Annotated in this window: 25 protein-coding genes and 2 pseudogenes; 15 read left to right on the top strand and 12 right to left on the bottom strand. The window is 69.6% G+C overall.

The window, feature by feature from the left end; all coding sequences use genetic code 11:
- Window positions 1–181: 181 nt before the first annotated feature.
- Both OIU81_RS12940 and OIU81_RS12945 read left to right on the top strand, forming a co-directional pair.
- Window positions 182–421 (top strand): annotated as a pseudogene (locus tag OIU81_RS12940) (hypothetical protein); the annotation flags it as partial.
- Window positions 422–437: 16 nt separating this feature from the next.
- Entirely contained in the window at window positions 438–1,358 is a 921-nt protein-coding gene (locus tag OIU81_RS12945; RefSeq protein ID WP_329155093.1) for a phosphotransferase enzyme family protein, read from the top strand.
- 6 nt (window positions 1,359–1,364) lie between these two features.
- Here OIU81_RS12945 and OIU81_RS12950 read toward each other — a convergent pair whose 3' ends face one another.
- Window positions 1,365–2,738 carry a sporulation protein gene (locus OIU81_RS12950; RefSeq protein WP_329146987.1) on the bottom strand — a complete coding sequence of 458 codons (1,374 nt, stop codon included), beginning with the start codon at window positions 2,736–2,738 and terminating at the stop codon, window positions 1,365–1,367.
- A 337-nt stretch (window positions 2,739–3,075) separates the two neighbouring features.
- Between OIU81_RS12950 and OIU81_RS12955 the strand changes: the two genes are divergently transcribed.
- From OIU81_RS12955 to OIU81_RS12975, 5 genes are all read left to right on the top strand, one after another.
- Window positions 3,076–3,270, top strand: a complete 195-nt coding sequence (locus OIU81_RS12955) for a hypothetical protein (RefSeq protein ID WP_329146988.1) — start codon at window positions 3,076–3,078, stop codon at window positions 3,268–3,270.
- Complete coding sequence (locus tag OIU81_RS12960) at window positions 3,264–3,605, top strand: hypothetical protein (RefSeq protein WP_329146990.1); 342 nt, start codon at window positions 3,264–3,266, stop codon at window positions 3,603–3,605. The genes OIU81_RS12955 and OIU81_RS12960 overlap by 7 nt, the downstream gene beginning before the upstream one ends.
- Window positions 3,602–3,733, top strand: a complete 132-nt coding sequence (locus OIU81_RS12965; protein WP_329331134.1) for a hypothetical protein — start codon at window positions 3,602–3,604, stop codon at window positions 3,731–3,733. The genes OIU81_RS12960 and OIU81_RS12965 overlap by 4 nt, the downstream gene beginning before the upstream one ends.
- Before the next feature lie 367 nt (window positions 3,734–4,100).
- On the top strand, window positions 4,101–4,376 hold the full coding sequence (locus OIU81_RS12970) for a hypothetical protein (RefSeq protein ID WP_329146992.1): 276 nt from the start codon (window positions 4,101–4,103) through the stop codon (window positions 4,374–4,376).
- Between the two features lie 209 nt (window positions 4,377–4,585).
- Window positions 4,586–5,086, top strand: coding sequence for a hypothetical protein (locus OIU81_RS12975; RefSeq protein ID WP_329146994.1), 501 nt, complete (start codon window positions 4,586–4,588; stop codon window positions 5,084–5,086).
- Between the two features lie 1,162 nt (window positions 5,087–6,248).
- Here the strand turns inward: OIU81_RS12975 and OIU81_RS12980 are convergent.
- Complete coding sequence (locus tag OIU81_RS12980) at window positions 6,249–6,602, bottom strand: DUF7660 family protein (RefSeq protein ID WP_329146997.1); 354 nt, start codon at window positions 6,600–6,602, stop codon at window positions 6,249–6,251.
- A 390-nt stretch (window positions 6,603–6,992) separates the two neighbouring features.
- Window positions 6,993–7,451, bottom strand: a complete 459-nt coding sequence (locus OIU81_RS12985) for a GYD domain-containing protein (protein ID WP_329146999.1) — start codon at window positions 7,449–7,451, stop codon at window positions 6,993–6,995.
- A 138-nt stretch (window positions 7,452–7,589) separates the two neighbouring features.
- On the opposite strand from OIU81_RS12985, the pseudogene mgt reads away from it, so the two are divergent.
- A pseudogene (gene mgt / locus OIU81_RS12990) lies at window positions 7,590–8,865 on the top strand (macrolide-inactivating glycosyltransferase).
- Here the strand turns inward: mgt and OIU81_RS12995 are convergent.
- A complete protein-coding gene (locus OIU81_RS12995) occupies window positions 8,810–9,643 on the bottom strand; it encodes a helix-turn-helix transcriptional regulator (protein WP_329147001.1) in 834 nt (277 codons plus the stop codon). The pseudogene mgt and the gene OIU81_RS12995 overlap by 56 nt on opposite strands.
- A gap of 152 nt (window positions 9,644–9,795) precedes the next feature.
- Between OIU81_RS12995 and OIU81_RS13000 the strand changes: the two genes are divergently transcribed.
- Window positions 9,796–10,533 (top strand): SDR family oxidoreductase, encoded by a 738-nt coding sequence (locus OIU81_RS13000; protein WP_329147003.1) that lies wholly within the window; start codon window positions 9,796–9,798, stop codon window positions 10,531–10,533.
- Between the two features lie 87 nt (window positions 10,534–10,620).
- On the opposite strand, the gene OIU81_RS13005 is transcribed toward OIU81_RS13000, so the two are convergent.
- The gene (locus tag OIU81_RS13005; protein ID WP_329147005.1) at window positions 10,621–11,358 is read right to left on the bottom strand and encodes an SAM-dependent methyltransferase; all 738 of its coding nucleotides are present in this window, start codon (window positions 11,356–11,358) and stop codon (window positions 10,621–10,623) included.
- A 275-nt stretch (window positions 11,359–11,633) separates the two neighbouring features.
- Between OIU81_RS13005 and OIU81_RS13010 the strand changes: the two genes are divergently transcribed.
- Complete coding sequence (locus OIU81_RS13010; RefSeq protein ID WP_329147008.1) at window positions 11,634–12,671, top strand: alpha/beta fold hydrolase; 1,038 nt, start codon at window positions 11,634–11,636, stop codon at window positions 12,669–12,671.
- 27 nt (window positions 12,672–12,698) lie between these two features.
- Here the strand turns inward: OIU81_RS13010 and OIU81_RS13015 are convergent, their stop codons facing one another.
- Complete coding sequence (locus OIU81_RS13015) at window positions 12,699–13,136, bottom strand: hypothetical protein (protein WP_329147010.1); 438 nt, start codon at window positions 13,134–13,136, stop codon at window positions 12,699–12,701.
- Between the two features lie 186 nt (window positions 13,137–13,322).
- Here OIU81_RS13015 and OIU81_RS13020 point away from each other — a divergent pair, with 186 nt between their 5' ends.
- A complete protein-coding gene (locus OIU81_RS13020; protein WP_329147013.1) occupies window positions 13,323–14,225 on the top strand; it encodes a phosphorothioated DNA-binding restriction endonuclease in 903 nt (300 codons plus the stop codon).
- A gap of 19 nt (window positions 14,226–14,244) precedes the next feature.
- Here OIU81_RS13020 and OIU81_RS13025 read toward each other — a convergent pair whose 3' ends face one another.
- Both OIU81_RS13025 and OIU81_RS13030 read right to left on the bottom strand, forming a co-directional pair.
- Window positions 14,245–16,161, bottom strand: a complete 1,917-nt coding sequence (locus tag OIU81_RS13025) for a sulfatase (protein ID WP_329147015.1) — start codon at window positions 16,159–16,161, stop codon at window positions 14,245–14,247.
- A 237-nt stretch (window positions 16,162–16,398) separates the two neighbouring features.
- On the bottom strand, window positions 16,399–16,950 hold the full coding sequence (locus OIU81_RS13030) for a hypothetical protein (protein WP_329147017.1): 552 nt from the start codon (window positions 16,948–16,950) through the stop codon (window positions 16,399–16,401).
- A 477-nt stretch (window positions 16,951–17,427) separates the two neighbouring features.
- Between OIU81_RS13030 and OIU81_RS13035 the strand changes: the two genes are divergently transcribed.
- Complete coding sequence (locus tag OIU81_RS13035; protein WP_329147019.1) at window positions 17,428–18,792, top strand: sensor histidine kinase; 1,365 nt, start codon at window positions 17,428–17,430, stop codon at window positions 18,790–18,792.
- The gene (locus OIU81_RS13040; protein ID WP_329147022.1) at window positions 18,789–19,457 is read left to right on the top strand and encodes a response regulator transcription factor; all 669 of its coding nucleotides are present in this window, start codon (window positions 18,789–18,791) and stop codon (window positions 19,455–19,457) included. The genes OIU81_RS13035 and OIU81_RS13040 overlap by 4 nt, the downstream gene beginning before the upstream one ends.
- On the opposite strand, the gene OIU81_RS13045 is transcribed toward OIU81_RS13040, so the two are convergent.
- A complete protein-coding gene (locus tag OIU81_RS13045; RefSeq protein ID WP_329147023.1) occupies window positions 19,454–20,407 on the bottom strand; it encodes an IS481 family transposase in 954 nt (317 codons plus the stop codon). The genes OIU81_RS13040 and OIU81_RS13045 overlap by 4 nt on opposite strands.
- A gap of 176 nt (window positions 20,408–20,583) precedes the next feature.
- Between OIU81_RS13045 and OIU81_RS13050 the strand changes: the two genes are divergently transcribed.
- On the top strand, window positions 20,584–22,164 hold the full coding sequence (locus tag OIU81_RS13050) for an IS1182 family transposase (RefSeq protein ID WP_329154787.1): 1,581 nt from the start codon (window positions 20,584–20,586) through the stop codon (window positions 22,162–22,164).
- Between the two features lie 81 nt (window positions 22,165–22,245).
- On the opposite strand, the gene OIU81_RS13055 is transcribed toward OIU81_RS13050, so the two are convergent.
- The 3 genes from OIU81_RS13055 to OIU81_RS13065 all read right to left on the bottom strand — a co-directional run bounded on the left by OIU81_RS13055 (window position 22,246) and on the right by OIU81_RS13065 (window position 25,649).
- Window positions 22,246–23,499: a DUF2786 domain-containing protein gene (locus tag OIU81_RS13055; RefSeq protein ID WP_443074135.1), complete on the bottom strand. Its 1,254-nt coding sequence runs from the start codon at window positions 23,497–23,499 to the stop codon at window positions 22,246–22,248.
- A gap of 238 nt (window positions 23,500–23,737) precedes the next feature.
- Complete coding sequence (locus OIU81_RS13060; RefSeq protein ID WP_329147027.1) at window positions 23,738–25,000, bottom strand: L,D-transpeptidase; 1,263 nt, start codon at window positions 24,998–25,000, stop codon at window positions 23,738–23,740.
- A 310-nt stretch (window positions 25,001–25,310) separates the two neighbouring features.
- Complete coding sequence (locus OIU81_RS13065) at window positions 25,311–25,649, bottom strand: hypothetical protein (RefSeq protein WP_329147029.1); 339 nt, start codon at window positions 25,647–25,649, stop codon at window positions 25,311–25,313.
- Window positions 25,650–25,757: 108 nt separating this feature from the next.
- On the opposite strand from OIU81_RS13065, the gene OIU81_RS13070 reads away from it, so the two are divergent.
- On the top strand, window positions 25,758–26,129 hold the full coding sequence (locus OIU81_RS13070; protein WP_329147031.1) for a hypothetical protein: 372 nt from the start codon (window positions 25,758–25,760) through the stop codon (window positions 26,127–26,129).
- The last annotated feature ends 16 nt before the right edge of the window (window positions 26,130–26,145 follow it).

Consider the following 26,145-nt stretch of genomic DNA (forward strand, 5'->3'; position numbering starts at 1 on the left):
ACTGGGGTCGGTCCTTCCCGACGGGCATTGCCCCCGCCCCCGAAACGTCGGAGAAGTGGCCGGACCGGCCTGAGTCCGGCTCAACCGGCCGTGGCGTCGATCGCCATTTGCGCGATGCCACGGCCGAGCTGTCTCGCCGAAGGGCCGAACGATCGATGCGAGGTAGCGGCACACGGGATCCACGATCTCCGTCTACCAGACGTGCTCCCAGGATTTGGGCTTGCCTGCGGTTCACCAGGGCCGCTTTCCCAAAGCGTTGAAGCAGGACCGCAAGGCATGCATCAAGCCGTCGTTCCTCAAGAGCGGCGCTCGACATGCCCCGGCCCCGTCTGCCGACACCCCTCGTGGGTACGGTCGCCTTGAAGTCTGTTGCCGGCCGCTGCTGGCTCGGCGATCTGCGCTACCGGGTTGGCGGTGTTGAGGGAGTGGATACGGGCATGCCGTCTGATGCTGAGCAGAGCACAGGAGAGGGGTTCACGTCAGGCGCCGCTACGCAGGTGCTGGCTGCGGCATGTCGACGGGCGGGGCTCGACGGTGACGGAGCGCGCCTGATCCGCTTGGGGGAGAACGCGCTGTTCCGGCTGGCTTCCCACCCTGTGGTGGTGCGCATCGCCCGTACGACGGAATACCTGGACTCGGCCCGAGGCGAGGTTCAGGCGTCGCGCTGGCTGTCGCGCGAGGGCTTCCCTGTGACGCGCGTGGTCGATGATCTGGAGCAGCCCACAGTCGTCGACGGACATCCGGTGACGTTCTGGCACCTGATCGAGGAGGGGGCCCGCAAGGCGACGTACGGAGAGCTGGGCGCGGTCCTCCGTGATCTGCACTCGCTCAGCCTGCCGGACACGCTGAACCTGCCTCCGTACCCCGTCCTGGACCGGACCGACCGACGGATCAACGCGGCGGTCGACATACCGGAGGATGACCGCGCGTTCCTGCGGAAGCGCGCGCGTGAGTTGCGGGACCGTGTGGCGGACCTTCGGTTCGAGTCCGAGAAGGGGCCCGTACACGGGGACGCTCATGTGCAGAACCTGATGGTGGACCGAAATGATCAGGTGGTCTTGATCGATCTGGAGCGGTTCAGCTTCGACCACCCCGAGTGGGATCTGATGGTCACCGCCACGGAGCATCACAGCCTGGGATGGCAAACCAAGGAACAGTACGGCGCCTTCGTCGGCGCCTATGGGCGGGATCTCCGTACGTGGTCGGGCTTCTCCACCCTCCGCGCAGTGCAGGAATTCAACATGACCACATGGCTCATGCAGAACGTGTCCGAGAGCGCCGAGACGGCCGCGGAGTACACCCGTCGAATCTCCTCACTCCGGAACGAGGACGCACCGCGCGACTGGAACCCGGGGTGACCTCGGCTACTCGTCGCCCAGCCGGTTCATGGCGTCCCGTACCTGCCCGCTGAACTGCTGAACGGCAGGGTGCGTCCCGTACACGGACACCTCGCGTTGGAAGTCGCCCACATACCGCTGGAACCGAGCGGACTCCAGGGCATCCCCGGCATCGACAGCGAGACCGGCGGTCGTCACGGCGGCGTCAAGGTCTCCGCTCAGCAGCTGGCTCTGCGCGAGCACCATGCGGCAGAACCCGAGCGTACGGGCGTATTTGGGGTCGGTGAGTTCGACAGCGCGTTCGGCGAAGTGGACGGCTTCGGCACCCTGCCCGAGATCGCGGAAACAGTGGCAGAACTCCCCGATCAGCTCGGCTTCATCCATGTACGAGAGCCATTCGGGATCGTCTGCGCTGTCGGCACGCTCGAAGAACCTCTCTGCCTCGCTCATCGCGCGGGCAGCACCTTTGTGGTCCCGCGCTGTCGAGAGGGCGCGCGCCTCATGGGCGGAGAACAGCGCCATCGCACGGGGCATGGAGGCGGCCTTGCCACCCTCCACCGACGCGCGGGCCAGTGTCAGAGCCCGGGGCACCTGGCCCAGGTAGTTGGCCTGGTGGCTCATATTGGCCAGGATGCGTGCGCCCATCATGCGGTCGCCCGCCACCTGGGTCAGCCGCAGCGTCGAGAGCATGTACCGGTCGGCGAGGGCATGGTTTCCGCTGTCGTAGGCGGTCCAGGCGAGAAGCTGTGACATCTCCGTTGCGGCCTGGAACAGCGCCTCACCCACCTTGGCGCTGTAGCTGGCTCCCAGCAGGGGCAGCACGTCTTCCCGGAAGTAGTGCCGGAACGCCTTGTGCGCGTGTCCGCCGCCGAACTGGAAGTCCAGCTGCATGAAGAACCCCGCTGCGGTCCGGATTGCGGCGACGTCACGCATGCCGACCCGACGGGCGGCGGGAACATCGGTCGGCACTCCTTCCGGCCGGGCGACAAGCCACGAGAGCGCGGCGGAGTGCACATCGACGTCCGGGAGCTGCGGCTCGTCCGACGGCCCGTCTTCCGGACGCTGGTGCGTAAGGCCGTCCAGAGCACTCAGCGTCTCGGCGAGCGAACCGGCGTAGCCCATGCCGACCGCGGGAGTGGGAGCCGGTGCGGCACTGGGAAATCCCAGATCTTGCGGGGCGACCCTCCGCCGTAACTTGTCGCTCAGCGCCTCGGCGACGAAGACGGCTGTCTGCCGCTGGATACCGCTCCCGTCCAACCATCGCTGAACGGCCACGTGCGTCGTCCCGAGGTGTTCGCCGTGCCGCTGCGCGACCTCACGGACCCGTTTGGCCAGTCCCTTGTTTGAGGCTCCGGCCTCCGCCATGACTGCGGCCAACTTGCGGTTCGGTTCTCTGCTCACGTTCTGAGCACACCCCCTGGGCGTCATGTCAAGTGTTCATCGTGTCACACCAGATGCGGCCGAGGGGGTTCATCGCGAACCCCCTTGAGCGATATCGCGAACCCCCTCGTGTGCACGTGAACCCCCGTATGAACACTGCCTCTTGGCCAAAGACGGTCGTTGACTGTCGAGACAGGACCCCGGCGGTGCGTGACGGCACCCCGGGGCATGGCCAACCTGATGGAAGCAGGTCGACATGCGGAACCATATCGGCAGGTTTTTCGAGTTGCTGCTGAAAGTCTTACTGCCCGCTCCGGGGCACCATCGCATGGCGGGGACGAGCCCAATGGTGTGCTGCGTGGACACGCCGACGATGGTCCTCAGCGTGCCGCGGGTCGCTGACCCGTACGTCTGGGGTCCGATCCGCGGTGAGGACGTTCAGCTCGTCCGTCCGTACGTCGTCGCCCACGAGCAGCAGATGCATCGACGGGCGGAGTCTGGCCGCTGCGCCGACTTGATGTGCGCCCCGGAGTGGATGGCGGTGACATGGTGAACGCCAAACCGCGCCTCCTCCCATGGCCGGGCCCGGCCGGACAGCCGTCGTACCTGGTGACCGACGACAGCAACAGCTACCTCTCCGAGCTCGCCGACGAGATGGAAGAGGTCCAGCTCAAGACGGGCGGGGAGCTGCTCGACCACGCAGCCCGAATGTTTGAAGACCCGGAGACCGACCCTGCGGCATTCCGATTCCTGAGCGCTCGACTGTGCGAAGCACTGCGGGACGCGCGCAGGGTGGCGCGGAGCAGGGGCGCACGCCTCCCCGAATCCGGTGACGACGATGCCGAGCTGGACAAGCAGCCCTCCTCTGGCAACGGGACAACCGGATGAGCCGGACCGTGGGTGAGGCACAGGGATGGGAGATCACACCGGTGGCGGGCAGGGCCGTGAGCCGTGACCCGGACGGACGGATAGCGCTGACGCTCCAGATCACCCGTCATGGCGATCCGGTCGCTTGAGCCCCGCTGTGGCTGACCGTGGCTGAAGCGGAGCGGGTCCATGCTGCGCTTTGCCATGCGCTCGACCAGGAGCCCGTGCCCAGCGACGCTCCGGAGTGCCGCAAGCCGATCCAGTACCCCGGCGGCCGACAACGTTTCTGACGCCTTCCGGCCTGTGACCGGTAAGAGGTACTACGCGCAACAACCACAGACATGACGCCGGACCACCCCTCAAACCCTGGCAGGCGCGGGGTGGTCCGGCAGGGGATCGCTCCCAAACGATCACGAACCCCGGTGCCGATGGTACCGGGGCCCTCGTCGCGTCCTCCTACGGCGTGGCCCGGCACGGACAGTGTTCAGCCAGCTTGCGGGGAAAGGGACTTGAGGAATGGACGGCATCGGGGACGACGGATTCGACGGTGAGGACCTGGACCCTGACGCGGTCCTGTGGGTACGCGGGGTGGACTACCTGGCCGGCTGGCGAGACGCGACTCAGGCGGCGGCAGAGTTGGGCGACGCGCTGGTGGAAGCGGGAGTGGACACTGCGGGAATCAAGCTGCTCGCTGCTGCGGCCTTTGATGGCTCGGGTGTGGTGCGATTGGAGTTGTCGGCGGCGGCAGCGCGCGAGGTGGCGGTGCGGGCCAGGGCGACGACTGCCCGGTGACGGGACGTCAGTTGAGGGCAGCCGCTGCGAAGGTCACCGGCAAGAAGCCGGGCAGCGACGCGGCAGCTTACGGCCGGTCAACGCCGAGCAGCCAGCAACACTGACTATTCGCATGATTGTTCGTCTGGGCGTATCCACCTCCATCCAGATAGGTCACGGTGTGGTGACGTTCGCCTTGGCTGTTGAGAGGTAGTGCAACTCTCAACAGCATGACAGTGAACGAAGATGCACCCGCTGCTGAGCCTGTCACTGTGACTCGGCCGAAGTGGTGGGGGCGGCCGCTCGCCGCCGGCGTGGCGGGCCTGGCAATCGGCGCTGGGGCCGTCGGATCGGCGTGGGCTATCCAGGCCAGTCAGGGGGCCCAGACGCATAAGGCTGCAGCGTTCACTCTGCGGGGGAAGATGACCTTGACGGGCGACCATATTCCGGCTGGTGACACTGGCGAACAGTGCACTGGCTACAAGGGGTACGACGACATCTCGGAGGGGGCGGCCGTCACGGTATACGACACGAGCGGCAAGCTGATCGCCAAGGGCGCCTTGGGCGCTGGGAACTCCGATGACGTTTCAGGGGTGTGCGAGTTCGACGTCACGGTGCCCGATGTGCCAAAGGGTGAGAAGTTCTACCAGGTCGAGGTCTCGCACCGCGGCAAGATCTCCGCAACGGCCGAGGAAGCAGAGCGAGGCGAGTTCGCGGCGTCCCTGGGGTGACAGGCGCCGAGTCTCGATTGGGCGATCTCCGGTCGGCTGGGATCGCCGTGGTTGCTGTACTTCGCTGCTGTGCAGCACAGCGGGCTGACCACCGCTTTAGGAGTTCGATCACAAGGGCGGACGCAAGAGCCCTGCCTGGTGGAAGCAGCACGGTTGCACCGGAACCCTGGGGCTGACGCTGTTCACCGTCGTTGATGTCATTGATGGATGTCAGATCCGGCGGCTCTGCACCTTGGCGAGAACCTGGCAGCCCGAAGCTTCGGAGGTCACTCCTCGTGGGGGTTCAAGTGACTCCACCGCCCGCTGCCCTCATGCCGCACCTCCATTCCCTGATAAGGCTGGCGGGAACCGGCTGGGCGGGGCTGAGCCGTGCTGATCTCAGTCACCACGATTGCTGTTGGGCGTACCTCATAGGTGACGGCCAAGTGACGATCGTCCTCGGCCCGCCACACTCCGTGGGTATTCGCTTCCTGAGTAATCCTCAGCAAGGCCGCGCCAACATCAGCCTTGTTGCTCCGGGCCAGCGCATCGAACTGCGTTCGCGCGATTTCGGCGAAGATCAGGTCTCTAATCACGCGCTACCCCCGTTGACGCGACGTGCCCGCCTAGCTGGGGGCATGAGTGAACGTTAGGCGACTACGCCCCGGAGCACCACGGGAACCTCACCATCAGGATCCGACTGCCGTGCCCCCAGCGCCAAGAGCTTACGAACGGATCACCTGGCGCATTTCCCCTGGGCGTTGTCGGAGATCTTGCTGACCTGCATTTTCGCTGTTCAGGGGCGATGGGCTAGGGCATGACTCGCTCGTCGGTGCTGGGGGGGGCAGTTGCTGTCACCTCCACCCAGCAGGCCGGCATTTGCTCCTCGGGACTCCCGCGTTGGCCGAGACTGACCGATGGATCTGGCGCGAAACTGCCACACGGAAGTCCGCCAGGGGCTGCTCCGTCATGCTGCAAGGAAGGCGCTCGATCCGTCCTCGACTGACCTGCACGTGCTACATGCTTCACGCGAATCGTCGGCGTCAAAGGCCTTTGAGTGAAACAACCATGAGAATCAAGCGGAGACTACCGCCAGCACGTCAGAGAGTCCGAAGAATCCGAGTACGAGGGCGAGGACGATGAATGCCACGACCACGGCGCTACTCGTACGTGGTGGCTGCGTTCAGGGCTTGGGCGAAGAAGGCCCAGTCGCCGCGGGGAGGGGAATCTTGACCAGTGTTCCGGTACCAGCGTCGGCATCGTCGATCCAGGCGGCCAGGGTTTCCAGGAAGGCACCGAGGTCGTCGTTTTCCCAGGAGCCAACGCTATCTTCGAATCCATGGCACAGACCGCGTACGAATGACGCGAGTGCTTCCTTGCTGTCCACCTGGTCCGAGGGCAGTGTCATGGGCATGGACGGTACGCGCCTCGCGACCATTCTTGCCGGCCGGTTGGCGATCTCCGCCGCGGCTCCGTCGGTGGTCGCCGGGCCGCCGGCGCCGGCTCCCATGTACGGGTAGGCATGCTCTCCGAGCACCGCCCCTCCATCGCCAGGGCGGAGCAGCGAGGTGCACGCGGGCACGTAGGGGCCATTTGCTCATCGTGGTTCCGGGCGCGGGTTCCATTCGTGGAGTCTGGTCTTGACCTGGTGGTTGCCTTCGACGTGCCAGATGACTTCGCCTGTGACCGTCGTGCCCACGGCAGGGAGTTCCATGTGGTGTGGCATGGACGTGATTTCTACGAGGCTCAGGGCATTGGGTACGCCGTCGATCACGAAGAAGACCCCGAACGGATGGCGTGCGATGACCTGTCCGCTGCCCTGGGTCCCGATCGGCAGAGCGGCGACGGTTGCCGGCCAGCTCTGGGCTATCGCGTAGGGATCTCGTGTGCGGGAGGGGCCTGCCCTGGGTGCTCGGACATCGGCTCATCATGGCGAGTGCGGGGGCAGCTGTCGAGGGATGACCTTCGCCGTGTGCACGGGCCCTGGGGGCACCGTCGCCAGGCGCACTGCGTCCCGGGGCGCGGTCCCCGGGATTGGGCGGATTCCCTTCCGCGCGCTACGCGTTGCTACGCGCTCGGGGCGCGGAAGGGGACTTGGCGGCGGTGGCCTCGTCGATCTCCTCGGTGGTGTGGAGGGGCGTGGCTCGGTGTGAAGGGCCCCGCTGGCCTTGACGGCGAGGCCGATGGCGGCCATGGAGACCGGGTCGGGGAAGTCGAGGATGATCACGATGTCGTTCTCTCCGAAGGTGAAGTACACGGACTCGACCTTGCCGCCGAGGTCCGTGACCACCTGGTCGACGGCGGCACGGTGCCCGCTCGCACCTTCCTTGAGCAGCCCCTTGACGCCGTCGGAGGCGTAGGCGGCCTGAATCAGAAACTTCGGCACTGGGGTACTCCCCCCGGTCACATGTCCCGTACGAGAGGCCCTTCCCGTTGACGCACCGACCGCCACGCGTCGGGCCACCTGATTCGCCCGTTGGACGCCAAGGCGGGGAGGGGCGGCTGGAAGCGCCCCGGAAATGCGTTGCACGAGACGAATCGTCTCGTCTACCTTCGTGGCCATGACGAACCCGACCTCCAGCAAACGCGCCCATATCGCCATGTTCTCCATCGCCGCCCACGGGCATGTGAACCCGAGCCTCGAAGTGATACGGGAGCTGGTCGCGCGGGGGCACCGTGTCACATATGCGATCCCGCACCTCTTCGGGGAGAAGGTTGCCGAGACCGGGGCTGAGCCGGTTTTGTACCGGACCACGTTGCCGTCGCCCGATGATGATCCGTCGGCGTGGGGGAGCACGCTTCTCGACAATGTCGAGCCATTTCTGGAGGACGCCATCCAGGCGCTGCCGCAGCTCGTCGCGGCGTATGAGGGGGATGAGCCGGATCTCGTGCTGCATGACATCACGTCGTATCCGGCGCGGGTCCTCGCTCACCGGTGGGGCGTGCCCGCGGTTTCGCTCTCGCCGAATCTGGTCGCGTGGGAGGGGTACGAGGAGGAGGTCGCCGAGCCGATGTGGGCGGAGCCCCGGGAGACCGCGCGGGGCAGGGCGTACTACGAGAAGTTCGGCAACTGGCTTGCCGCGAACGGGATCGGGCAGCACCCCGATCCGTTCGCCGGCCGTCCCGAGCGGTCGATCGTGCTCATTCCGAAGGTGCTGCAGCCGAACGCCGACCGGGTCGATGAGGGGGTGCATTCCTTCGTCGGGGCCTGCCAGGGCGACCGGGCCGCGCAGGGTGACTGGGAGCGGCCCGCGGACGCCGAGCGCGTGCTGCTGGTCTCACTGGGGTCGTCCTTCACCAAGCAGCCCGGGTTCTACCGTGAGTGCGTCAAGGCGTTCGGTGACCTGCCGGGCTGGCACGTCGTGCTCCAGGTGGGCAAGCACGTCACCGCTGACGACCTGGAGCGGATCCCTGGGAACGTCGAAGTGCACCAGTGGGTACCGCAGTTGGCGATTCTGCGGGAGGCCGATGCCTTCATCACGCATGCGGGCGCGGGTGGCAGTCAGGAGGGTCTGGCCACCGGCACGCCCATGGTGGCCGTCCCGCAGGCCGTCGACCAGTTCGGCAATGCGGACATGCTCCAGGGGCTGGGCGTAGCCCGCCACGTTCCGAGGGACGAAGCGGACGCCGCCACCCTCCGGGCAGCTGTGCTCGCGCTCGTCGACGACCCGGAAGTGAGGCGCCGACTCGAGGCCATCCAGGCGGACATGGCAGGCGAGGGCGGGACCCGGCGGGCGGCCGACCTCATCGAGGCGGAACTCCTCCGGACCGGGCCCCGGCGGCCGGTTCGCCGACGTTGAGGTAGATCACCAGTGTCTGGTCGGGCTGTTCGGCCAGGTGGAAGGCGGTGTAGGCGTACTCGACCGGGCCGTGTACCGGGTGGCGTAGCCGTTTGTGTCCGCTGTGGCGGGACTGCACCTCGTACTGGCCCCACCAGGCCCGCGCTTGTGCACTGCCCTCGGTCAACTCGTCGATCAGCCGGGTGTATCGGGGGTCGGCGGGGTGGCGGCCGGCCTGGGTCCGGAGGCGGGCGAGCAGGCCGCGGGCCTCGGGTTCCCAGTCGATGACGACGTCCCGGGCCACCGGTTCGAGGAACATCCAGCGGACGAAGTTTGCCGGCCGGGCCGCCTCGTCGCCGAGGAGCCGCGGGAACAGTTCGCCGGCTGCCCGGTTGTGGCTGAGCACGTCGTAGTTGCCGCCGATGAGGTACGCCGGGTTCGGCTGGAGCAGCAGCGGCACGGCTGCTGCCTCGGGCGTGAGCGGCTCGCGTTCCCCGGTTTCCGCCGCAGGCGGGTGACCGGCGAGCTGGAGGAGATGGGCGCGCTCGTGCCGGTCGAGCCGCAGCGCCTCGGCGAGCGCGGTCAGTACCTGTGCGGAGGCACGGATCTCCCGCCCCTGCTCCAGGTACGTGTACCAGGTGGCGCTCATCCCGGCCAGCAACGCCAACTCCTCCCGGCGCAGCCCCGGGGTCCGGCGGCGAGCGGTCCGCGGCAGGCCGACCTCGTCGGGCGTCAGGCGCTCCCGGCGGCTGCGCAGGAACGCAGCCAGCTGACGGCGTTGGTCCGGCGGCAGGGGCATGGCCAGAACTCCCAGTTCCAGAATAAATGCATTCTGGATACCAGGCTAAGCCTCCCGGAGACTTCCTGTCCTGGGTGTCCGCGGGCGCAGGCTCTTCATGAGCCGCCGCCCCGGCCTCGCACCCCGACGTACTGAACAGGAAGGAAGTCCTCATGGCCGGAACAGAGGGCAAAGTGGTGGCGATCACGGGAGCCAGCAGTGGCATCGGGGAGGCGACCGCGCTGCTGCTCGCCGAGCGAGGCGCGCGACTGGTGCTCGGCGCGCGCCGGTCCCCGCGTCTGGCGGAGCTGGTGGCCCGGATCGAGAAGGCGGGTGGCACGGCCGTGCAGATCCGTACCGATGTGACCCGGCCGGACGACCTGCACGCGCTGGTGGCGCTGGCCACCGAGCGCTTCGGCCGGCTCGATGTGCTGGTCAGCAACGCCGGGGTCGGCACCATCTCGCCGCTCGACGATCTGCGCGTCGAGGAGTGGGACCACATGATCGACGTCAATGTGAAGGGGGTGCTGCACGGCATCGCCGCCGCGCTGCCGGTCTTCCGCGCGCAAGGCGCCGGACACTTCGTCACCACCGCCTCCACGGCCGCCTTCCGCATCGTCCCGACCATGGCGGTCTACGCGGCCAGCAAATTCGCGGTCCGGGCCCTGTGCGAAGGGCTGCGCCAGGAGGCCGGCGACGCCCTGCGGGTGACCACCGTCTCGCCCGGCGCGATCGCCACGGACTTCGCCGAGGCGTCCTCCAACAGCCGGGTCCGGGCGGAGATCACGAAGATGCGGGACGACCTCGCCATCCCGCCGGACGCGATCGCCCGGGCCATCGCGTTCGCCATCGAACAGCCCGCCGCCGTCGATGTGAACGAGATCGTCGTGCGTCCCACGGCCCAGAGCTGACCGCCGTCCCACTACCCGGAGCTGACCGCCGTCCCACTGCCGGGAGCTGGCCGCCGTCCGACGGCCCGGAGCTGACCGCTGCCCGGGTCAGTCGGACGTGCGCCGCAGCACCAGGCAGACGAAGCCGAAGGTGTCCCGGTAGACGCGCAGCCATTCGGTGCGGCGGAGGGTGGCCGTCTCGAGCGCCTGCGGGCTGTCCGGGTCGTCGGGGTGGTCCAGGGCCCAGGAGGCCAGCGAGCCCCAGCAGGCCCACTCGTAGTCGTCCAGTTCGCGGCGGGTGCTGACGTGGCCGTGGACGGGAGTCCAGCCGTCGGCGGCCACGCGGTCCACCGTGGTGGCCAGGTCGGTGAAGTCCCCCAGCATCTCGACGGCCTCCGGCGACGGGCTGCGTTCCCAGATGCCGTCGCCGATGAGCACGCGTCCGCCGGGAGCCAGGTGTGCGCGTGCGGCCGCGAGGGTGGGGAGCAGGCCGCCGAAGGCGTGGGCGGCCCCGACGCTGAGCACCAGGTCGAAGGTGTGCGGAGCGGAGAAGTCTTCCGCCGGTCGGCAGTGGAGGGCGAGGCGGTCCTGGACGCCGAGATTGCGTGCGGACTCGTGGGCCTGCGCCAGGGCGTCCTCGGAGAGGTCGACGCCCTCGGCGTGCAGGCGCGGGTGCGCGGCCAGGGCGCGCAGCAGCCATTCCCCGGTGCCGCAACCGAGGTCAAGGATCCGCTCGTCGCCTCGCGGCAGGGCGCGTTCCAGCAGTTGGCGCACGGAGTCGTCGTCGAGCGGGGACTTGATCGGGTGGCCGGCATGGGCGATCCGGGACATCTGTTCACGGTTCACCGGCGCAGCTTGTCAGCGTCGGGGAGCGCGCACATCTGGTTTTCCGCAGCGCTTCGGACGCCTGTCGGGTGTCCAACGGGCGGGCCGGGAGGGGGAGACCGCACCCCGGCACGGGCCCGGCCGACGAGCGCCGCGGGCGGGGCGGGCGGGGCGCCTCGCCGGAATGACGCGCTGCTTTCCGTTCCGGGAAGTCACGGACGGTAGCTTTGGTGTGTCCGTGTGCATTTCATGGGACGGGCCGATGTCTCCGGTACGCGCATTCACCAGGGAGTGAGATGAGTCGATCTGGCACGGTCCGCCGGGGCGGTCGCGGGGTGCGCGGAGGAATTCTCGGGCCGGCCGGAATTCTGGTCGCGTGCGCGTTGCTCGGCACGGCGTGCGGTACCTCCCCTACGCATTCCGCTCTCTCGGCGGACGCGAGCGCCGATACCTCGACGTCCTTTGCGCGGCTGGTGGATGTCGGCCAGGGGCGCAAGATGTATCTGGAGTGCCACGGCAGCGGATCGCCGACGGTCATTCTTGTGCCGGGGCTCGTTGCCGCCGCCGATACCTGGAGATATGTGCGTGGCCCCGCCGGCACGATGAAGGCCAGCAGTTCCGCCGTATATCCCGGGGTGGGGCGGTTCACCCGCGTCTGTTCCTACGATCGTCCGGGAACGGCACGGGAGAGCGGCAAGCCCACCACCTCGACGTCGGTCCCTCAGCCCACGACGCCGCGTGCTGACGTCGCGGACCTGCACACGCTGCTGACCACGGCGAAGGTGCCCGGCCCCTATGTGCTGGTGGGGTGGTCGGCGGGCGGCCCGATCGTCAGGATCTATGCCGGTGAGTATCCGCAAGACGTGTCCGGGCTCGTGCTTGTGGACGCCGAGACGGAATTCCTGCAATCGCGGCTCACGCCGGGGCAGTTCGCGACCTTTCTGGCGCTGGAGCGCAGCGACGACAAGAAGCGCATCGCCCAGTGGAAGGATGTGGAAAGGCAGGACCCGGCGACCGTCTTCGGGCAGGTGCGGGCCGCTCCGCCCGTGCCGAAAGTGCCGGTGGTCGTGCTGACCGGGGATGAATTCGATCCCCGGGCATTTCGTGCCCGTCTGCCGGCCGGTGCCCCGGCGGACTATCCGCAGGTCTTCTGGCGGGCACAACTCGCCTCGCAGGGAGATCTCGCGCGGAAGTTTCCCGGAGCGCGGCACATCACGAAGACGAGGAGTGACCACAACATCCAGAACAATCAGCCGCAGCTTGTCATCGATGCGGTGCGTGAGGTGGTCGGTAAGGCCCGTCGGCGGCAGAGTGGTGAGCCGTCCGCTTCGTGACGGCGGGCGGGCGAGTGGCGGGTCCTGCTATGTCCGCGTGGCGCCGTACCGGTGGTACAGCGCGTTGATCTGGCGGATCCAGAATTCTTCCTTCGCGGCCTTGGACGCTTTGGGCGGCAGCAGGCCCAGCTCTTTGGCGAGTTCGTAGAATCCGGATCCGGCGTCGTTGGCGCCCAGGTAGTGCACCAGGGCCGAGAGCATGAGCCGTGGCGCGGCAGGGTCACGTTCGTGGTCGCGTTCGCGTTCGTGGTCGCGTAAGACGATCAGGCCGAGCAGACGGCCCATCGCGGCTCGCTCGGCGGGGAGTTCGAAGTCGAACGGCCGACATCCCGTTCGCCGCTCCAGCGTGAAGTTGAGTTCGGTGTACGTCGTGACCTTGCCGAGCCTGGCCCGCTCGATGAGGAACTTCGTGCCGGCTTCGGTGAGTTGATCCCATTCGAGGTCGTCGCGGCCGTAAAGAGACATCTGCATTCCCCCTGGGCGATGCCGGTCAGGCCCGGCCGATGCGGTCCGGTCGCGCGAAAGTACAGCGTGGGGCGGGCGGCCCACAATCCTTGGCGCCGGCTTCCGTTCCGGCCTCCGTTCCCCTCCTGGCGGGAGAGGAGAGCCGCGGCTGGGGACCGGACCGCGGAGGCTTCTAGAGTCCCTGTCATGGACTGGATGGAACGGGTGGGGAAGCTGCGGCAGTGGGCGCAGAACGGGGCGCGGGCGCCGCACAAACCGCTGCTCATGCTCTATGCGTTGGGGCGGTTCCAGCGGGAGCCGCAACAGCCGATGCGCTACTCGGAGATCGAGCACGAGCTGAGCGCACTGCTGCAGGATTACGGGCCGACGCACCGGACCTCGCCCGCCTATCCGTTCCACCATCTGGTCAGTGACGGGGTCTGGGAGGTGCGTACCGACAGTGGTGGCGGCAGCCCGGGGACGGGGGTCCGGGTGCTGCGGGAGAGCGGGGCGCGGGGGCAGCTGGCCGCGGGGCTGCGTGGTGCGCTCTCGGACGATCCGGCGCTGGTCGGACGGCTGGCACAGCTGCTGCTGGAGCGGCATTTCCCGCCGTCGAGCCATCCGGACATCGCCGCTGCCGTCGGGCTCGACCTGGAGCCGGCGGACGGGTTGGGGGCCGCCGCCGGGCCGGCTGCCCGGCGCCGGCGGGCGGCCGAACTGCGCAGGCAGGTGCTCATCGCCTACGAATACCGCTGCGCCTTCTGCGGCTTCGACGGTTCGCTCGGCCGGGTGCCGGTCGGGCTGGAGGCCGCGCACGTCCGGTGGTGGGCGTTCCGCGGGCCGGACGACCTCGCCAACTGTCTGTGCCTGTGCTCGCTGCACCACAAGCTGTTCGACAGAGGGGTGCTGGGCCTGGATTCCGGCCGGCGGATCACCGTGTCCCGGGAGTTCGTCGGGCAGAGCCGGACGGCACGTGAGCAGGTGCTCGGCCTCACCGGACGTGCCCTGATCGGGCCGCAGCAGGGCAGCGCACGGGTCGCCCCCGCCCACATCACCTGGCACACCGCGCAGGTCTTCCGTGGTGAGCCGCGGGTGCCGGAGTGCGTCTGAGCGGGGGCGCCGTCGGCGGTTACCGGGAGGCCGTGGGCACGGTGGCGTCGGGGTGCGGGCCGTAGGCCTTCAGGAAGCGGTCGCGGAAGGCGTCCATCCGCCAGACCGGGGCCTGGTGGCCGGGGTTCAGGCTGGGGGTCCAGTGCCAGTTGGAGATCCGCTTCAGCACGTCGGGGTCGTGGGCGACGAGCGCGACCGGTACGTCCCGGCTGGCGTGGTCGCCGGAGACCTTCGCGACGGGCTGGTGGTCGCCGAGGAAGACGAGCACGGTGTTCTTGTTGCCGTACTTCTCAACGTACGAGATGAGGCTGTTGAGGGAGTACTGGATGGACTTGCCGTACTCGGTGCGCACCCGGTCGGTCTGCTGCCACACGTCCACGGGGTTCTTGCCGGCCTTCTCGATGGAGCGGTAGACGGAGCCGTCGCCGACCTTGTTCCAGGGGAGCGTCTTGGGAAGCGGCGCCCAGGGGTTGTGGCTGGAGGTCAGGATGATCTCGGACATCAGCGGCTTGTCGTGCGGCCGGCCGTTCTCCAGGCGCTGGAAGGCCGAGAGGCTGTACTGGTCGGGCATGGTCGACCAGCTGAACTTGGGTCCCTGGTAGCCGAGTTCCCGTGAGTCGTAGACGTGGTCGAGGCCGTAGAACTTGGCCTCCGGCCAGGCCTTGGTGACGCCGGGCATGATGCCGACGGTCCGCCAGGCGCCGGTGCGCCGGAAGGCCTTGGTGAGGCTGAGGTGGTCTCCGGCGGTGACGGTGCGGTAGCGCTGCTGGTTGTCGATCCACAGGCCGGACATGAAGGTGGAGTGGCCCAGCCAGCTGCTGCCGCCGTAGGTCGCCGAGGTGAGCCAGCCGCTGCGGGCCGAGAAGCCGGCCGCGCGCAGCCGCTTGGTGCCCTTCGCGAGCACCGCGTCGACGCCCGGCGCCATCAGCGGGTCCTGGACGGCGCTGCGGCCGTAGCTCTCGATGAAGGTGAAGATGACGTCCTTGCCGCGCAGTCCGGTCAGCAGCTTGCTGCCCGGGGTGCTGTGGTACGGGTCGGTGGAGGCCACCCGGGCGAACTCCCGCTCGTCCTTGAGGGTTGCGCTCACACCGTCCATCCGGGCCTGGACGAGGTCGGAGGTGCTCCGGGACGCGACCGGTGCGCCGGCTATCTGCAGGCCGAGCGCCGCGCAGAGGACCCAGGCGGTCCCGAGGACGAGGGTGGTGCCGGCGGCCGCGGCGCGATGGCGTGCCATGAGGTTGCTCAGCCGGACGACGGCGAGCGCCGTGAGGACGAGCAGGCCGAGCACCAGGACCACGGCGGCGATCTCGACGCCGATCGCGCCGGCGCGGCCTATCGAGTCCTGGAGGAAGGAGGCGCCGTCGCCGAGCAGAGGCCAGTCGAACACGACATTGAAACCGCGGCCCAGCGCCTCGATGAAGCCGATGTCGAGGAAGTCCAGGACAGCCAGCAGGGCGAGGACCGCCCCGGCGAGGACCGCCGCCACCCGCCGGACCTGGCGCGGCAGGACGAGCAGCAGGGCGGCACCGGCTATGCCCTCGACCGGGATGCGGAGGAACTCGGCGGGTGTCAGGCGGGCGGGATCGTTCGGCAGCAGGAGGGTGGCGAGGACCAGCACGCCGGCCAGGACGGTGGTCGTCCATGCCAGCGTCCGCGCGGCGGCCGGGTGCCGCTCGCGCCAGCCGGGGCCGGGGGCGGGGGCTTCGGGTGCGGCGGGTGCGGGTGCGTCGGGTGCGGCGGTGTCCTGCTCACGTGGCGGGCCTTCCACGCCGTCCGGTGTCGCTTCCCCGGCGTCCGGTGTCGCTTCCCCGGCGTGCGGTGTCGCTTCCGCCGTGTCCGGGGGCGCCGCCTCCGGGCTGTCGTCCGGGGGCAGGTCCTCGGCCGCGGTGTTCCGCTCCTCCTGGGGCAGTTGGCGAGAGCTCGTGGTGTGCGACACCCGAAGGTCCTTCCGTGCGAGGCCCGGTAATGGCACGGCGGACCGGACCCGGGAGGTCGGCGCCGTCGATAGCTGTACGGGCGGCCGGCGGCTCGCGTTCAATCCGCAGGTCGTCGGCGGGGAAGAGGGGTGCCGGTGAGGGTGCGGGTGAGGGTGCGGGAGAGGGCGGGGCGGGCCGGGCCGTCCCCCGATCGGCCCGGACCGTCCCGCCCGGTATGCGAGGCCCCGCCGCCCGGCTCAGACCGTGGCGGACTGCTCCTTTTCCGCCGGGTCGGCGGGGGAACGGCGAATGCGGCGGCGCTTTGTCACCAGGACCGCGGTCCGGGTCACCACCATGGCAAGGGACATGAAGACGAAGGCATTTGCGTAGACGTCCGGGCCGCTGAGCTCATGGTCGATGCTGAAGCGGATCAGCCCCTCGGTGAACCAGTGCTCGGCACCGTAGGCGAAAAGCACGCGGGCACCGGAAAGGACGATCCAGACGAGCGCGTAACCCACTCCCCCGGTGGTGTAGATGAGGCCGTCGGTACCGCGGTGGGCGGGGAGCAGAGCGCCCGCCACCAGGCCGCAGATCACGCCCATTCCGACGCCGATGAGCTGCAACGAGGGCGCGTTCCCCGAGGTCGGGAACGAGTGCACGAAGAGCACGATGATGACCGCGATCGCGAGCACGGAGCGCAGCATGCGCATATTGGTGACACGGCGGCGGCCGAGATCGGTCGCCAGGATGATGGCGAGGACCGTGCCGCCGGCGATGAGTGCAGTGACGAACTGACTCAGATGGTTCATGAAAATCGGGGCCCTTCGGCAATTCTTCGATAGCTGTCATTTCGGCGGTGTCCGCGAATTCCGGCACCAGCAGGTGGCCGCGGCACGGCACATGCGGCATTCGGCATTCGGCATTCGGCATTCGGGCACTGGGCATTGGGAATTCGCCATTGGGAATTGGACATTCGGGGTCCGCGTTCCGCCGTCAACGACGCTACGGCGGCGGGCCGTTCCTGCGGGACAACCGACCGGTGGATTCGGCTGTCCACCGGTCGGTGGACAGCGCCGCGGAGGACGGCGGGAGAAGGTGAGGAGGCGGGTGATAGGACTGTGGCGCGCTCGCACGAGGCCCGGCGCCGCACCACGCCCCGGTGCCGCCGGCGCCCGGGCGGAGCCGATCGCAACACCGCAGACACGGCAGACACGGCAGACACCGCAGACACCGCAGACACGGCAGACATCACAAAACATCAGACACATCGGCCACAAGGGGACACGGTGAGGCTTGACGCGCGGCGCGCGGCACAGGCGCGGGTGCGCTGGTTCGGGCTGTGGGACAGCTACTTCGTGATCTGCTACCTGCTCACCACGGGGCTGGTGTTCACCTCCGCAGCCCCCCAGGGCCACCGCCTCGTCGCCATCGGCGCGCTGACGCTGACCGTGCCCTGGTACGCGGGGATCGGGCGGCCGCTGATGCGCCACCGCACGAGCGACCGGCGCAATGCCGTCTTCGCCGCCGGGCTCTTCGTGCTCTTCGGGGTGGCGACCGCGGTCGATCTGATGAGCGCGTTCGCCCTGTTCGCGCTGGTCCCGATGGTGATGATGAGCCTGGCGGCCCGGGCGGCCGTGGTGACCGCCGTGCTCGGCAATCTCGTTCCCGTGACGATGCTCTGGGTGCAGGGCGGGGGCGCCGCGGGTCCGCTGGTGGTGTTCGTGCTGCTGGTGTCGCTGCTGGGCATCGCGCTGTCCGTACTCCTCGGGCTGTGGATCAAGAGGGTGGTGCGGCAGAGCGAGGAGCACGCCGCGCTGATCGACGAGCTGCGGCAGAACCGTGAGCGGGTGGCCCGGCTGTCGCACCAGGCCGGGATCGCCGCCGAACGGGAGCGGCTCGCGCGGGAGATCCATGACACCCTCGCGCAGAGCCTGGTCAGCATCATCAGCCTGGTGCAGGCCGCCGATGCGGAGGTGGAGACCGCGCCCGCCACGGCCCGTGCACACCTCACGCTGGTCGGACGGGTGGCGAAGGAGAGCCTGGTGGAGGCCCGTGCCTTCGTCGCCGACCGGACGCCCGCGCCCTTGCGGGAGAGTTCCCTGGCCCAGGCGTTGCGGCGGCAGGCGGACGGACTGACCGCGCAGTCCGGGCTGCTGGTGCGGTTCGCCGTCGAGGGGGTGGAGCGGCCGCTGCCGATGGCGGCCGGTGTCGTTCTGCTGCGTGCCGCGCAGGAGGCCGGCGCGAATGTACGCAAGCACGCCGAGGCCCGGACGGTGGACATGGTGCTCCGGTTCGGCGAGCGGCAGGTCGGGCTGCGGGTCGCCGATGACGGCAAGGGATTCGCCACGGCGGAGGGCGAGTTCCCCACGGCCGGCGGACCGCCCGGCACGGCGGCGGGCGGGGGCTTCGGGCTGCGGGGGATGGCGGCGCGGGTGGCGGAGACCGGAGGCGTGATGAGCGTGGTGAGCGAACGGGGCGCGGGCACCGTCGTGGAGGTGCGGATTCCCTTGGCGGGAACGGTGGACGCCTCGGCAGCGGGGACGGTGGACGCCTCGGCAGCAGGAACGGTCGACGACTCGGCAGCGGGTGCAGACGCGCCCCGGACGGACGCGGTCCCGGCGGTCCCGGCAGACGCGGGAGGCCACCGATGACCGGCGGGGAAGCCGCCGCCGCTGCCCCCGCCGCTGCCCCCGCCCCCGTGGTGCGGGTGCTGCTCGCCGATGACCATCCCGTCGTGCGCGAGGGCCTGTGCGCGATGCTCGCCGCCGATCCGGGGATCGAGGTCGTCGGGCAGGCCGGGTCCGGGGAGGAGGCCGTGGCGCTGGCGCGGCGGCTGGTGCCGGACGTGGCGCTGCTCGATCTGCGGATGGGCGGGATGGACGGGGTCGGCGCGACCGGGCACATCCGGCAGCGGACGCCGCACACCAAGGTGGTCATCGTCACCACGTACGAGGACGACGCCGACATCCTGCGGGCGGTGGAGGCGGGCGCGGCCGGCTATCTCCTCAAGGGCAGTTCACGGGCGGAGCTGACCGGCGCCGTGCACGCGGCGGCGCGCGGGGAGACCGTGCTGACCCCGTCGCTGGCCGGCAAGCTGTTCCGGGCGCGGACGGTGGAGGCGCCGCTGCTGTCCGGCCGGGAGTGCGAGGTGCTGCGGCTGGTCGGGCAGGGCCTGACCAATGCGGAGATCGGCCGGGAGCTGTTCATCGGCGAGGCCACGGTCAAGACGCATCTGCTGCGGGCCTTCAAGAAGCTGGACGTCTCGGACCGGACGGCGGCGGTGCTCACGGCGCTGGAGCGCGGGCTGTTGTCCTAGGTGTATTGACCCGCAGCGTTGTTCACACGGCTGATGGGCGGTTGCCCTTTGAGTGCGGTGTGGCAGCGGTGGTGGTTGTAGGTGTGGAGGAAGTCTGTCAGGGCTTCGGTGCGCTCGGTGTTGCTGGTGTAGGGCCTGAGGTAGGCCCATTCGTCGAGCAGGGTGCGGTGGAAGCGCTCGACCTTGCCGTTGGTCTGTGGCCGGTAGGCGCGGGTGAGCTTTCCTGTTGCACCGAGGTCGGTCAGGACTTGCTTCCAGGCCAGGCCCTTTCGGTAGGACCAGGCGTTATCGGTCAGGACACGTTCGATGCGGGTGATGCCGTGGCGGTGGAAGAACGCGGCGGCCCGGGCGAGGAAGGCTGCGCAGGTGGCGACCTTCTCGTCCGCGTGGATCTCGGTGTAGGCCAGGCGGGAGTGGTCGTCGACGGCGGAGTGCAGGTAATCGAAGCCCATGCCGCGGATGGGCCGGCCTGCGTCGCGGCCGTGGACTTTGTGGCCGCCGCCGTCGGGGATCCGGCCGAGTTTCTTGACATCGACGTGGACCAGTTCACCTGGGCGTTGGCGTTCGTAGCGGCGGATGATCTGGCCGGTGGGCCGGTCGAGGAAAGCCAGCCGGTTCAGACCGTGCCGGGTCAGGATCCGGTGGACGGTGGAGGAGGGCAGTCCCAGGATCGGCCCGATGCGGGCCGGGCCGAGCTTGCGGTCCTGCCGCAGGCGGCACACCTGCGACTCGGTTCGGGCCGCGGTGCGGTGCGGTGTCGTCCGGGGCCGGCTGGAGCGGTCGTGCAGGCCCCTGTCGCCTTCGGTCCGCCAGCGGCGGACCCATTTGTGGGCCGTGACTCGCGAGATACCCATCTCGGCTGCGACATGGGCAACGGGACGCCCGGAGCGGACACGATCGACCAGCAGCCGCCTGCCGAAGACGGTCAGCCGGGCATTACGGTGGGACACGAAGACCTCCGTGTGGTGAAGCGTAGACACCTCCACCACACCGGAGGTCTTCGCCATTGATCAAGACCCAGCAGCTGTTAACAACGCTCGTGATCAATACACCTAGAAGACTCATGAAGATCTTGGAGTTCTGGCCCCGCCGCGTGAGCGGCGGGGCCAGACTGCTTGTTGTGGTGATGGGGGAATGGGCCGGGGAGACGGTCGGGCCGGATGTGTGGGAGACCTGCCGGGATTTGATCCCGGCGGGGAGTGTGTTCGCTTTCCTGGCCGAGCATCGCAGCACGCTGTTCGAAGCGGAGATGTTCGCGGACATGTACCCGTCGGCGAACGGGCGGCCGAGTATGCCGCCGCAGATCCTGGCCTCGGCGATCACGCTGCAGGCCCTGCACGGGCTGTCGGACTTCGAGACGGTCCAGGAACTGCGGTGCGACCTGAGGTGGAAGGCAGCCTGCGGACTGGGCCTTCATGACATGGCGTTCGATCCGTCGTTGCTGGCCTACTTCCGCCGCCGGCTGGCCCGTTCCGCCCGGCCGAACCGGGTGTTCGAGGCTGTGCGGGAGGTCGTGAAGGCCACCGGTGTCCTCAAGGGCAAGCACCGCCGGGCGCTGGATTCCACCGTGCTGGATGACGCGGTGGCCACCCAGGACACCGTCACCCAGATCATCGCCGCCATCCGGGCGGTGATCCGGGACGTCCCCGGGGCCGGCGAGGTGGTCGCGGTGCACTGCACCGCGCACGACTACAACGACCCGGGCAAGCCGAGGATCGCCTGGAACGACGAGCAGGCCCGTGCCGACCTGGTCGACGCCCTGGTCGGTGACGCGCTGCGGCTGCTGGGCCACCTGCCCGAGCAGCAGCTCGGCGAGAAGGCCGCGAACGCGGTCGGCATCCTGGCCCTGGTCGCGGGCCAGGACGTGGAGCCCGCCGAGGACTCCGACGGCCACGACGGGCGCTGGCGCATCACCCAAGGCACCGCACAGAACCGGATGGTCTCCACTGTCGACCCCGAAGCCCGGCACGTGCACAAGACCCGCACCCACCAGCAGGACGGCTTCAAGGCCCACCTCGCCATTGAGCCCGAGACCGGGTTATACACCGCCGTCGCCCTGCGGCCCGGAGCCGGTCCCGAGCACCACGAGGCGATGGTCGGAATCGACCTGCTCACCGACGAGGACGAGCCCGTTGACGCCTTCGGTGACACCGCCTACTCCACAGGTGACGCCCGCCACAGCCTCGAAACCGCCGGTCACCGGCTGTTCCTCAAACCCGCACCGCTGCGGCCCGCCGTCCCTGGCGGCTTCACCCTCGACGACTTCGTCATCGACACCGTCGCCGCCACCGTGACCTGCCCCGCCGGACACACCGTCCCTTTATCCGCTCCCGCCGGGCAGCACCACCAGCGCAAAGCCTCGTTCAAGGACGTGTGCGCCGGATGCCCCCTTCGTGAGCGGTGCACCAAGGCCAAGGCCGGGCGGATCCTGACCATCCGTCCGCACCACGATCTGCTCGCCGCCGCCCGCCAGCAGGCCGCCACCGATCCCGACTGGCAGGCCGACTACCGGCGCTGGAGACCACCGGTCGAACGTGCCGTCGCCTGGCTCGTCCACCACGGCAACCGCAAACTCCGCTACCGCGGCACCATCAAGAACGACACCTGGCTCCACACCCGAGCAGCCGCCCTCAACCTTCGCCGACTGATCAACCTCGGACTCAACCGAACCAACGGAACCTGGCACCTCGCCCCGGCCAGCACATAGCCGGAGGGGCCGCCCGGCCTGCGGCCGAACGACCCCTCAGCAAGATCTTCATGAGTCTTCTAGGCCGTGTCTCCCGGAGCGTCAGCCCTCCCCCAGCCGTGCCCGGTCCGCGGCCGCTGTGCCCTGGTGCCAGCCCTCCGGGTCGCGTACGCCGCGCAGACGGACCGGGGCGGTGTCGGGGAAGAGGGCGCCGGTGGTCTCCTCGACGGCGAGGTGGCGGGCGGCGAGGACCGGGCGGAGGTCGGGGGCCGCGGGGTCCGACTCGGCGGAGGCGGAAGCGGAAGCAGTGGCGGCGGCCGTGGCCGTGGCGAGCCGGTCGCGGATGCGGTCGGCGTAGGCGACGAGAAAAGTCTGGCGGAAGTCCCGGGTGCGGCGGGAGCGGCCGCGGGCGACGGGGGTGCCGCCCTGCGCCTTGAGCGCCCGGTGGTGGTCGTCGCCCGCGCGGTGCATCGCGGAGGTGGCCTGGAGCAGCAGCGAGGTGTAGAGCATCTCGGCCGCCTCCAGGTCGGGGGCGAAGCCGACGAGGGTGGAGAAGCCGACGTCGGCGGCCCAGACGGCCCGGCAGCGGTTGGCGGCCGCGACCGCGTCGAGCAGCAGGGCCTTGGCCTGTTCGTACGGGCCCTCGATGCCGATCCGGACCGCTGACGGGCCGCCGGGCCGCCCGCCCCCGGGGCCGTCGGCGCGGGCCGCGCCGTCGAGGAGTGCCTCGTCGATGCTGTGCCGGGCCATCAGTTCCTGGGCCTTGGCGGACAGCGCCTCGGCCTCCTCGGCGTAGTCGGTCGCCTCGGCCTTGGCGAGCAGTCCGCGGATCCGGCCGAGCGCACGGTCCGCGGCGGCGCCGGCCGGGCCGGATCCCGCACTCCGCGGCGGGGCCGGCAGCGGGGTGATCCGGGGCAGCCGGGCGAGCGCGCGCAGCGCCGCCAGCACGTCGTGGGCGGTCTCGAAGCGGGAGGTGCGGCGACGGGCGGTCAGGGCGTCGAGATAGCCGGCGTCGGACGGCCACCACACCTCGGCGCCGAGGTCGCGCAGCTGACCGGCCCAGCGGGGGTCCTGCGGGGGGCGCGCGGCGGGCGGGCGGGCCGCCTCGGCCGCGACGGCGTCGACGACCAGTGCGGCCAGGGTGGTGCCGTCGGCCTCGCGCCGTACGATCCGCTCCAGGTCGGCGGGGAACCAGCCGCCCGACCGGCACTGCCGCACCCCCGCCACGGCGGCGTCGACCACGGCCGCGCTGACCGCTTCCCAGCCGGCTCCGTCCGCGGCCAGCACCGAAGCGCCGGCCTCCAGCGCGTCCTCGGCGGGCGCGCCGTCCGGCGCGTAACGGACGCTGCCGAGCACCTGCCCGACCAGTTCACCGGCCGCCGGCGACGACGGCCCGCCGCGCCCTTTTCCTCCGCGCTCGCTCACCCGCTCCACTGTACGGAGGGCGGCGCCGGGTCCGTGCTCCGGTGGCGGCCGGGCGGCGGGCGGGCGGCGGGCGGGCGCTCCGGCTACGCGTCGCGGCCGGGGGCGCGCCCCGCGTGCGGTGCCTCGCCCCTGCCCCCGCCCCCGGCGTCACCGCCGTGGGCCCGCGGGGTCACTGGACCGCGCTGCCGGCCACCCACTGCGACCAGTCCATGTTCCAGCCGTTGAGGCCGTTGTCCGGCGTGACGGTCCGGTCGGGGGAGTTGATCACCTTGACGACGTCGCCGGTCTGCGAGTGGTCGAAGAACCACGCCCCGTCGGTCGTGCCGTCCTTGGCGCCCTTGACGTCCTGGAGGCCGATGCAGCCATGGCTGGTGTTGGTGTGGCCGAAGACGCCCTTGCCCCAGTAGTTGCCGTGGATGAAGGTGCCGGACGAGGACAGGCGCTGGGCGTGCGGCACATCGGGGATGTCGTACTCGCCCTTGCCGTCCTTCTTCTTGAAGCCGACGGTCGAGCCGTCCATCCGGGTCTGCTTGAACCGCTCGGAGATGACCATCTGACCGTTGTAGGTCGGGTGGTCGTCGCCGCCGGCCGAGATCGGCAGGGTCTTGATCGTGCGGCCGTCGCGCACCACCGTCATCTCGTGCTTCTTGGTGTCAACGGTGCTGACCTGCGAGTGGCCGACCTGGAAGCTGACGGTCTTGTTCTGGATGCCGGTGACGCCCGGCGAGGCCTCGACGCCGTCCAGGCCGAGGGTCATGGTGACCGTGGAGTCCGGCTTCCAGTACTGCTGGGGGCGGAAGTCCAGCCGCTTGTCGCCGAACCAGTGGCCGACGACCGGCTGATTGCTGTTGTCGGAGACCTTGATCGCCGACTGGACGGCGGCCTTGTTCGTGACCTGCTTGTCGAAGTTGACCGACACCGGCATGCCGACGCCGACGGTCGAGCCGTCCTCGGGCGTGAAGTTCCCGATGAAGCTGTTCGCCGGGGAGACCGTGGTGAAGGTGGAGTTCTCCACGGCCTTGCGGCCCTGGGAGTCCACCGCGTGCGCGGTGACCTTGTACTTCGTCGCGCGGTTCAGCGGCCGGTCCGGCTTCCAGGAGGTGCCGTCGGCCGCGAGCGTGCCGCTGACGGTCTGCTTGGCGTCGACCGAGGTCATGGTGACCTCCGTGAGCTTGCCGTTGCTGACCGTGACTCCGGCGTCGTTGATGCCGGCATCGGACGCCCCGTCCTCCGGGGAGATCTTGATCTTGGCCACGGAGGCGTCCTTCGCCGCCGCCTCGTCCACCTGCCGGGCGTTCTCGTGACGGGTGCCGTCACCGCCACCGGTGCCTTGCTCGGCCGCACTGCTGCCGCCACACGCCGCAAGCGTGAGTACGCCCCCCAGCAACGCGGCGCTGGCTATGAGGCGCTTCCGTCGCTTGCTGTCCGTCATCACACGCATCTCCATTGCTACCGGTTTCGCACGTTTCCCCGAGCGAGCTGCCCACTGCACGCAGGCCTGTCTGGTCGCAGGCATTCCGGCCGACGCCATAGGAACGCCTTTTCCGTTTCGCCGGTTCCATGCCTCCACAAAGTGTGGGGTAGGACACGTATCGGTCCGATGCCGGTCAGAAGGTGATCGCGGCCAGAAATCGGACGCTGCTGACTAGCCGGCCCCCGGACGGCGGGTGCCGTACGGGGGCCGTGGTGATCGTTCGGGGAGCGCGCCGGCGGGAGGGGGCGCGGCGCGGGAGGGGTGCCGGTCAGCCCTCCCCGTCGGCGTCGTCGGCCAGATCCCACTCCGCCGCGTCCCACTCGGCGTCCGGGTCGTAGTCGGTCAGCTCCTCACTGCTCCAGGAGGCCTGCGCGAGTTCGGTGCCCGGCACTGCGGTGACCAGGTCGAACGGGTCGATCAGATGGGCCAGTGCGTCCGCCGGGTCCTCCTTGACCGCCTCCAGGGACTGCCGGCGCTCCTCGTCGGGGAGCGAGGGGTCCTTGTCGATGTGGTCGACGGCGGCGCCGGTCAGCCGGCGGGTGTCGGTGATCTCCATGATCAGTTCGACATGAAGCCGCACAAAACGTGATGTCTCGCCTTTGCTCATAGCACGGAGGTTAGGCATGGACGGGTCCCGACTTCCCCACGACCCGCGGCTGTCATTAACATCTGAGGCCAACGGCCAATTCGCCGACCCACAAGGGGGATCGCATCCGTGACGGCACGACGACCACTGCTGACCGCCGCAGCCGCGGGATCGGTACTGTTCGCCCTGTGGTTCGTACCGTCCGCCAATGCCACCGCGGAGCATGACGGAGCAACAGATTCGGGCCCGCGGGCGGCGCTGGCACCGGCCGGGCGCCAGCTGGCCGAACGGGCCGTGGAGCAGACCCGGGACGCCGGCGACCGGTCCGCGACGACCACCGCGCACCACGAGGGCGGACAGGGCGGCACCGCACCGCACTTCCTCGCCGACACCGGCAGCCCGGACACCACGCCGTATGTGATCGGCGGTACCGCCTGCCTCGCGCTCGGCGCCGGCCTGGTCAGCTACTCCGTCCGCCGCACCCGCGACGAGAGCCTCTGAGACCGGCGCCCGCCCG

Origin of the sequence: Streptomyces sp. NBC_01454 (genome assembly GCF_036227565.1) — a bacterium.
Classification (GTDB): domain Bacteria; phylum Actinomycetota; class Actinomycetes; order Streptomycetales; family Streptomycetaceae; genus Streptomyces.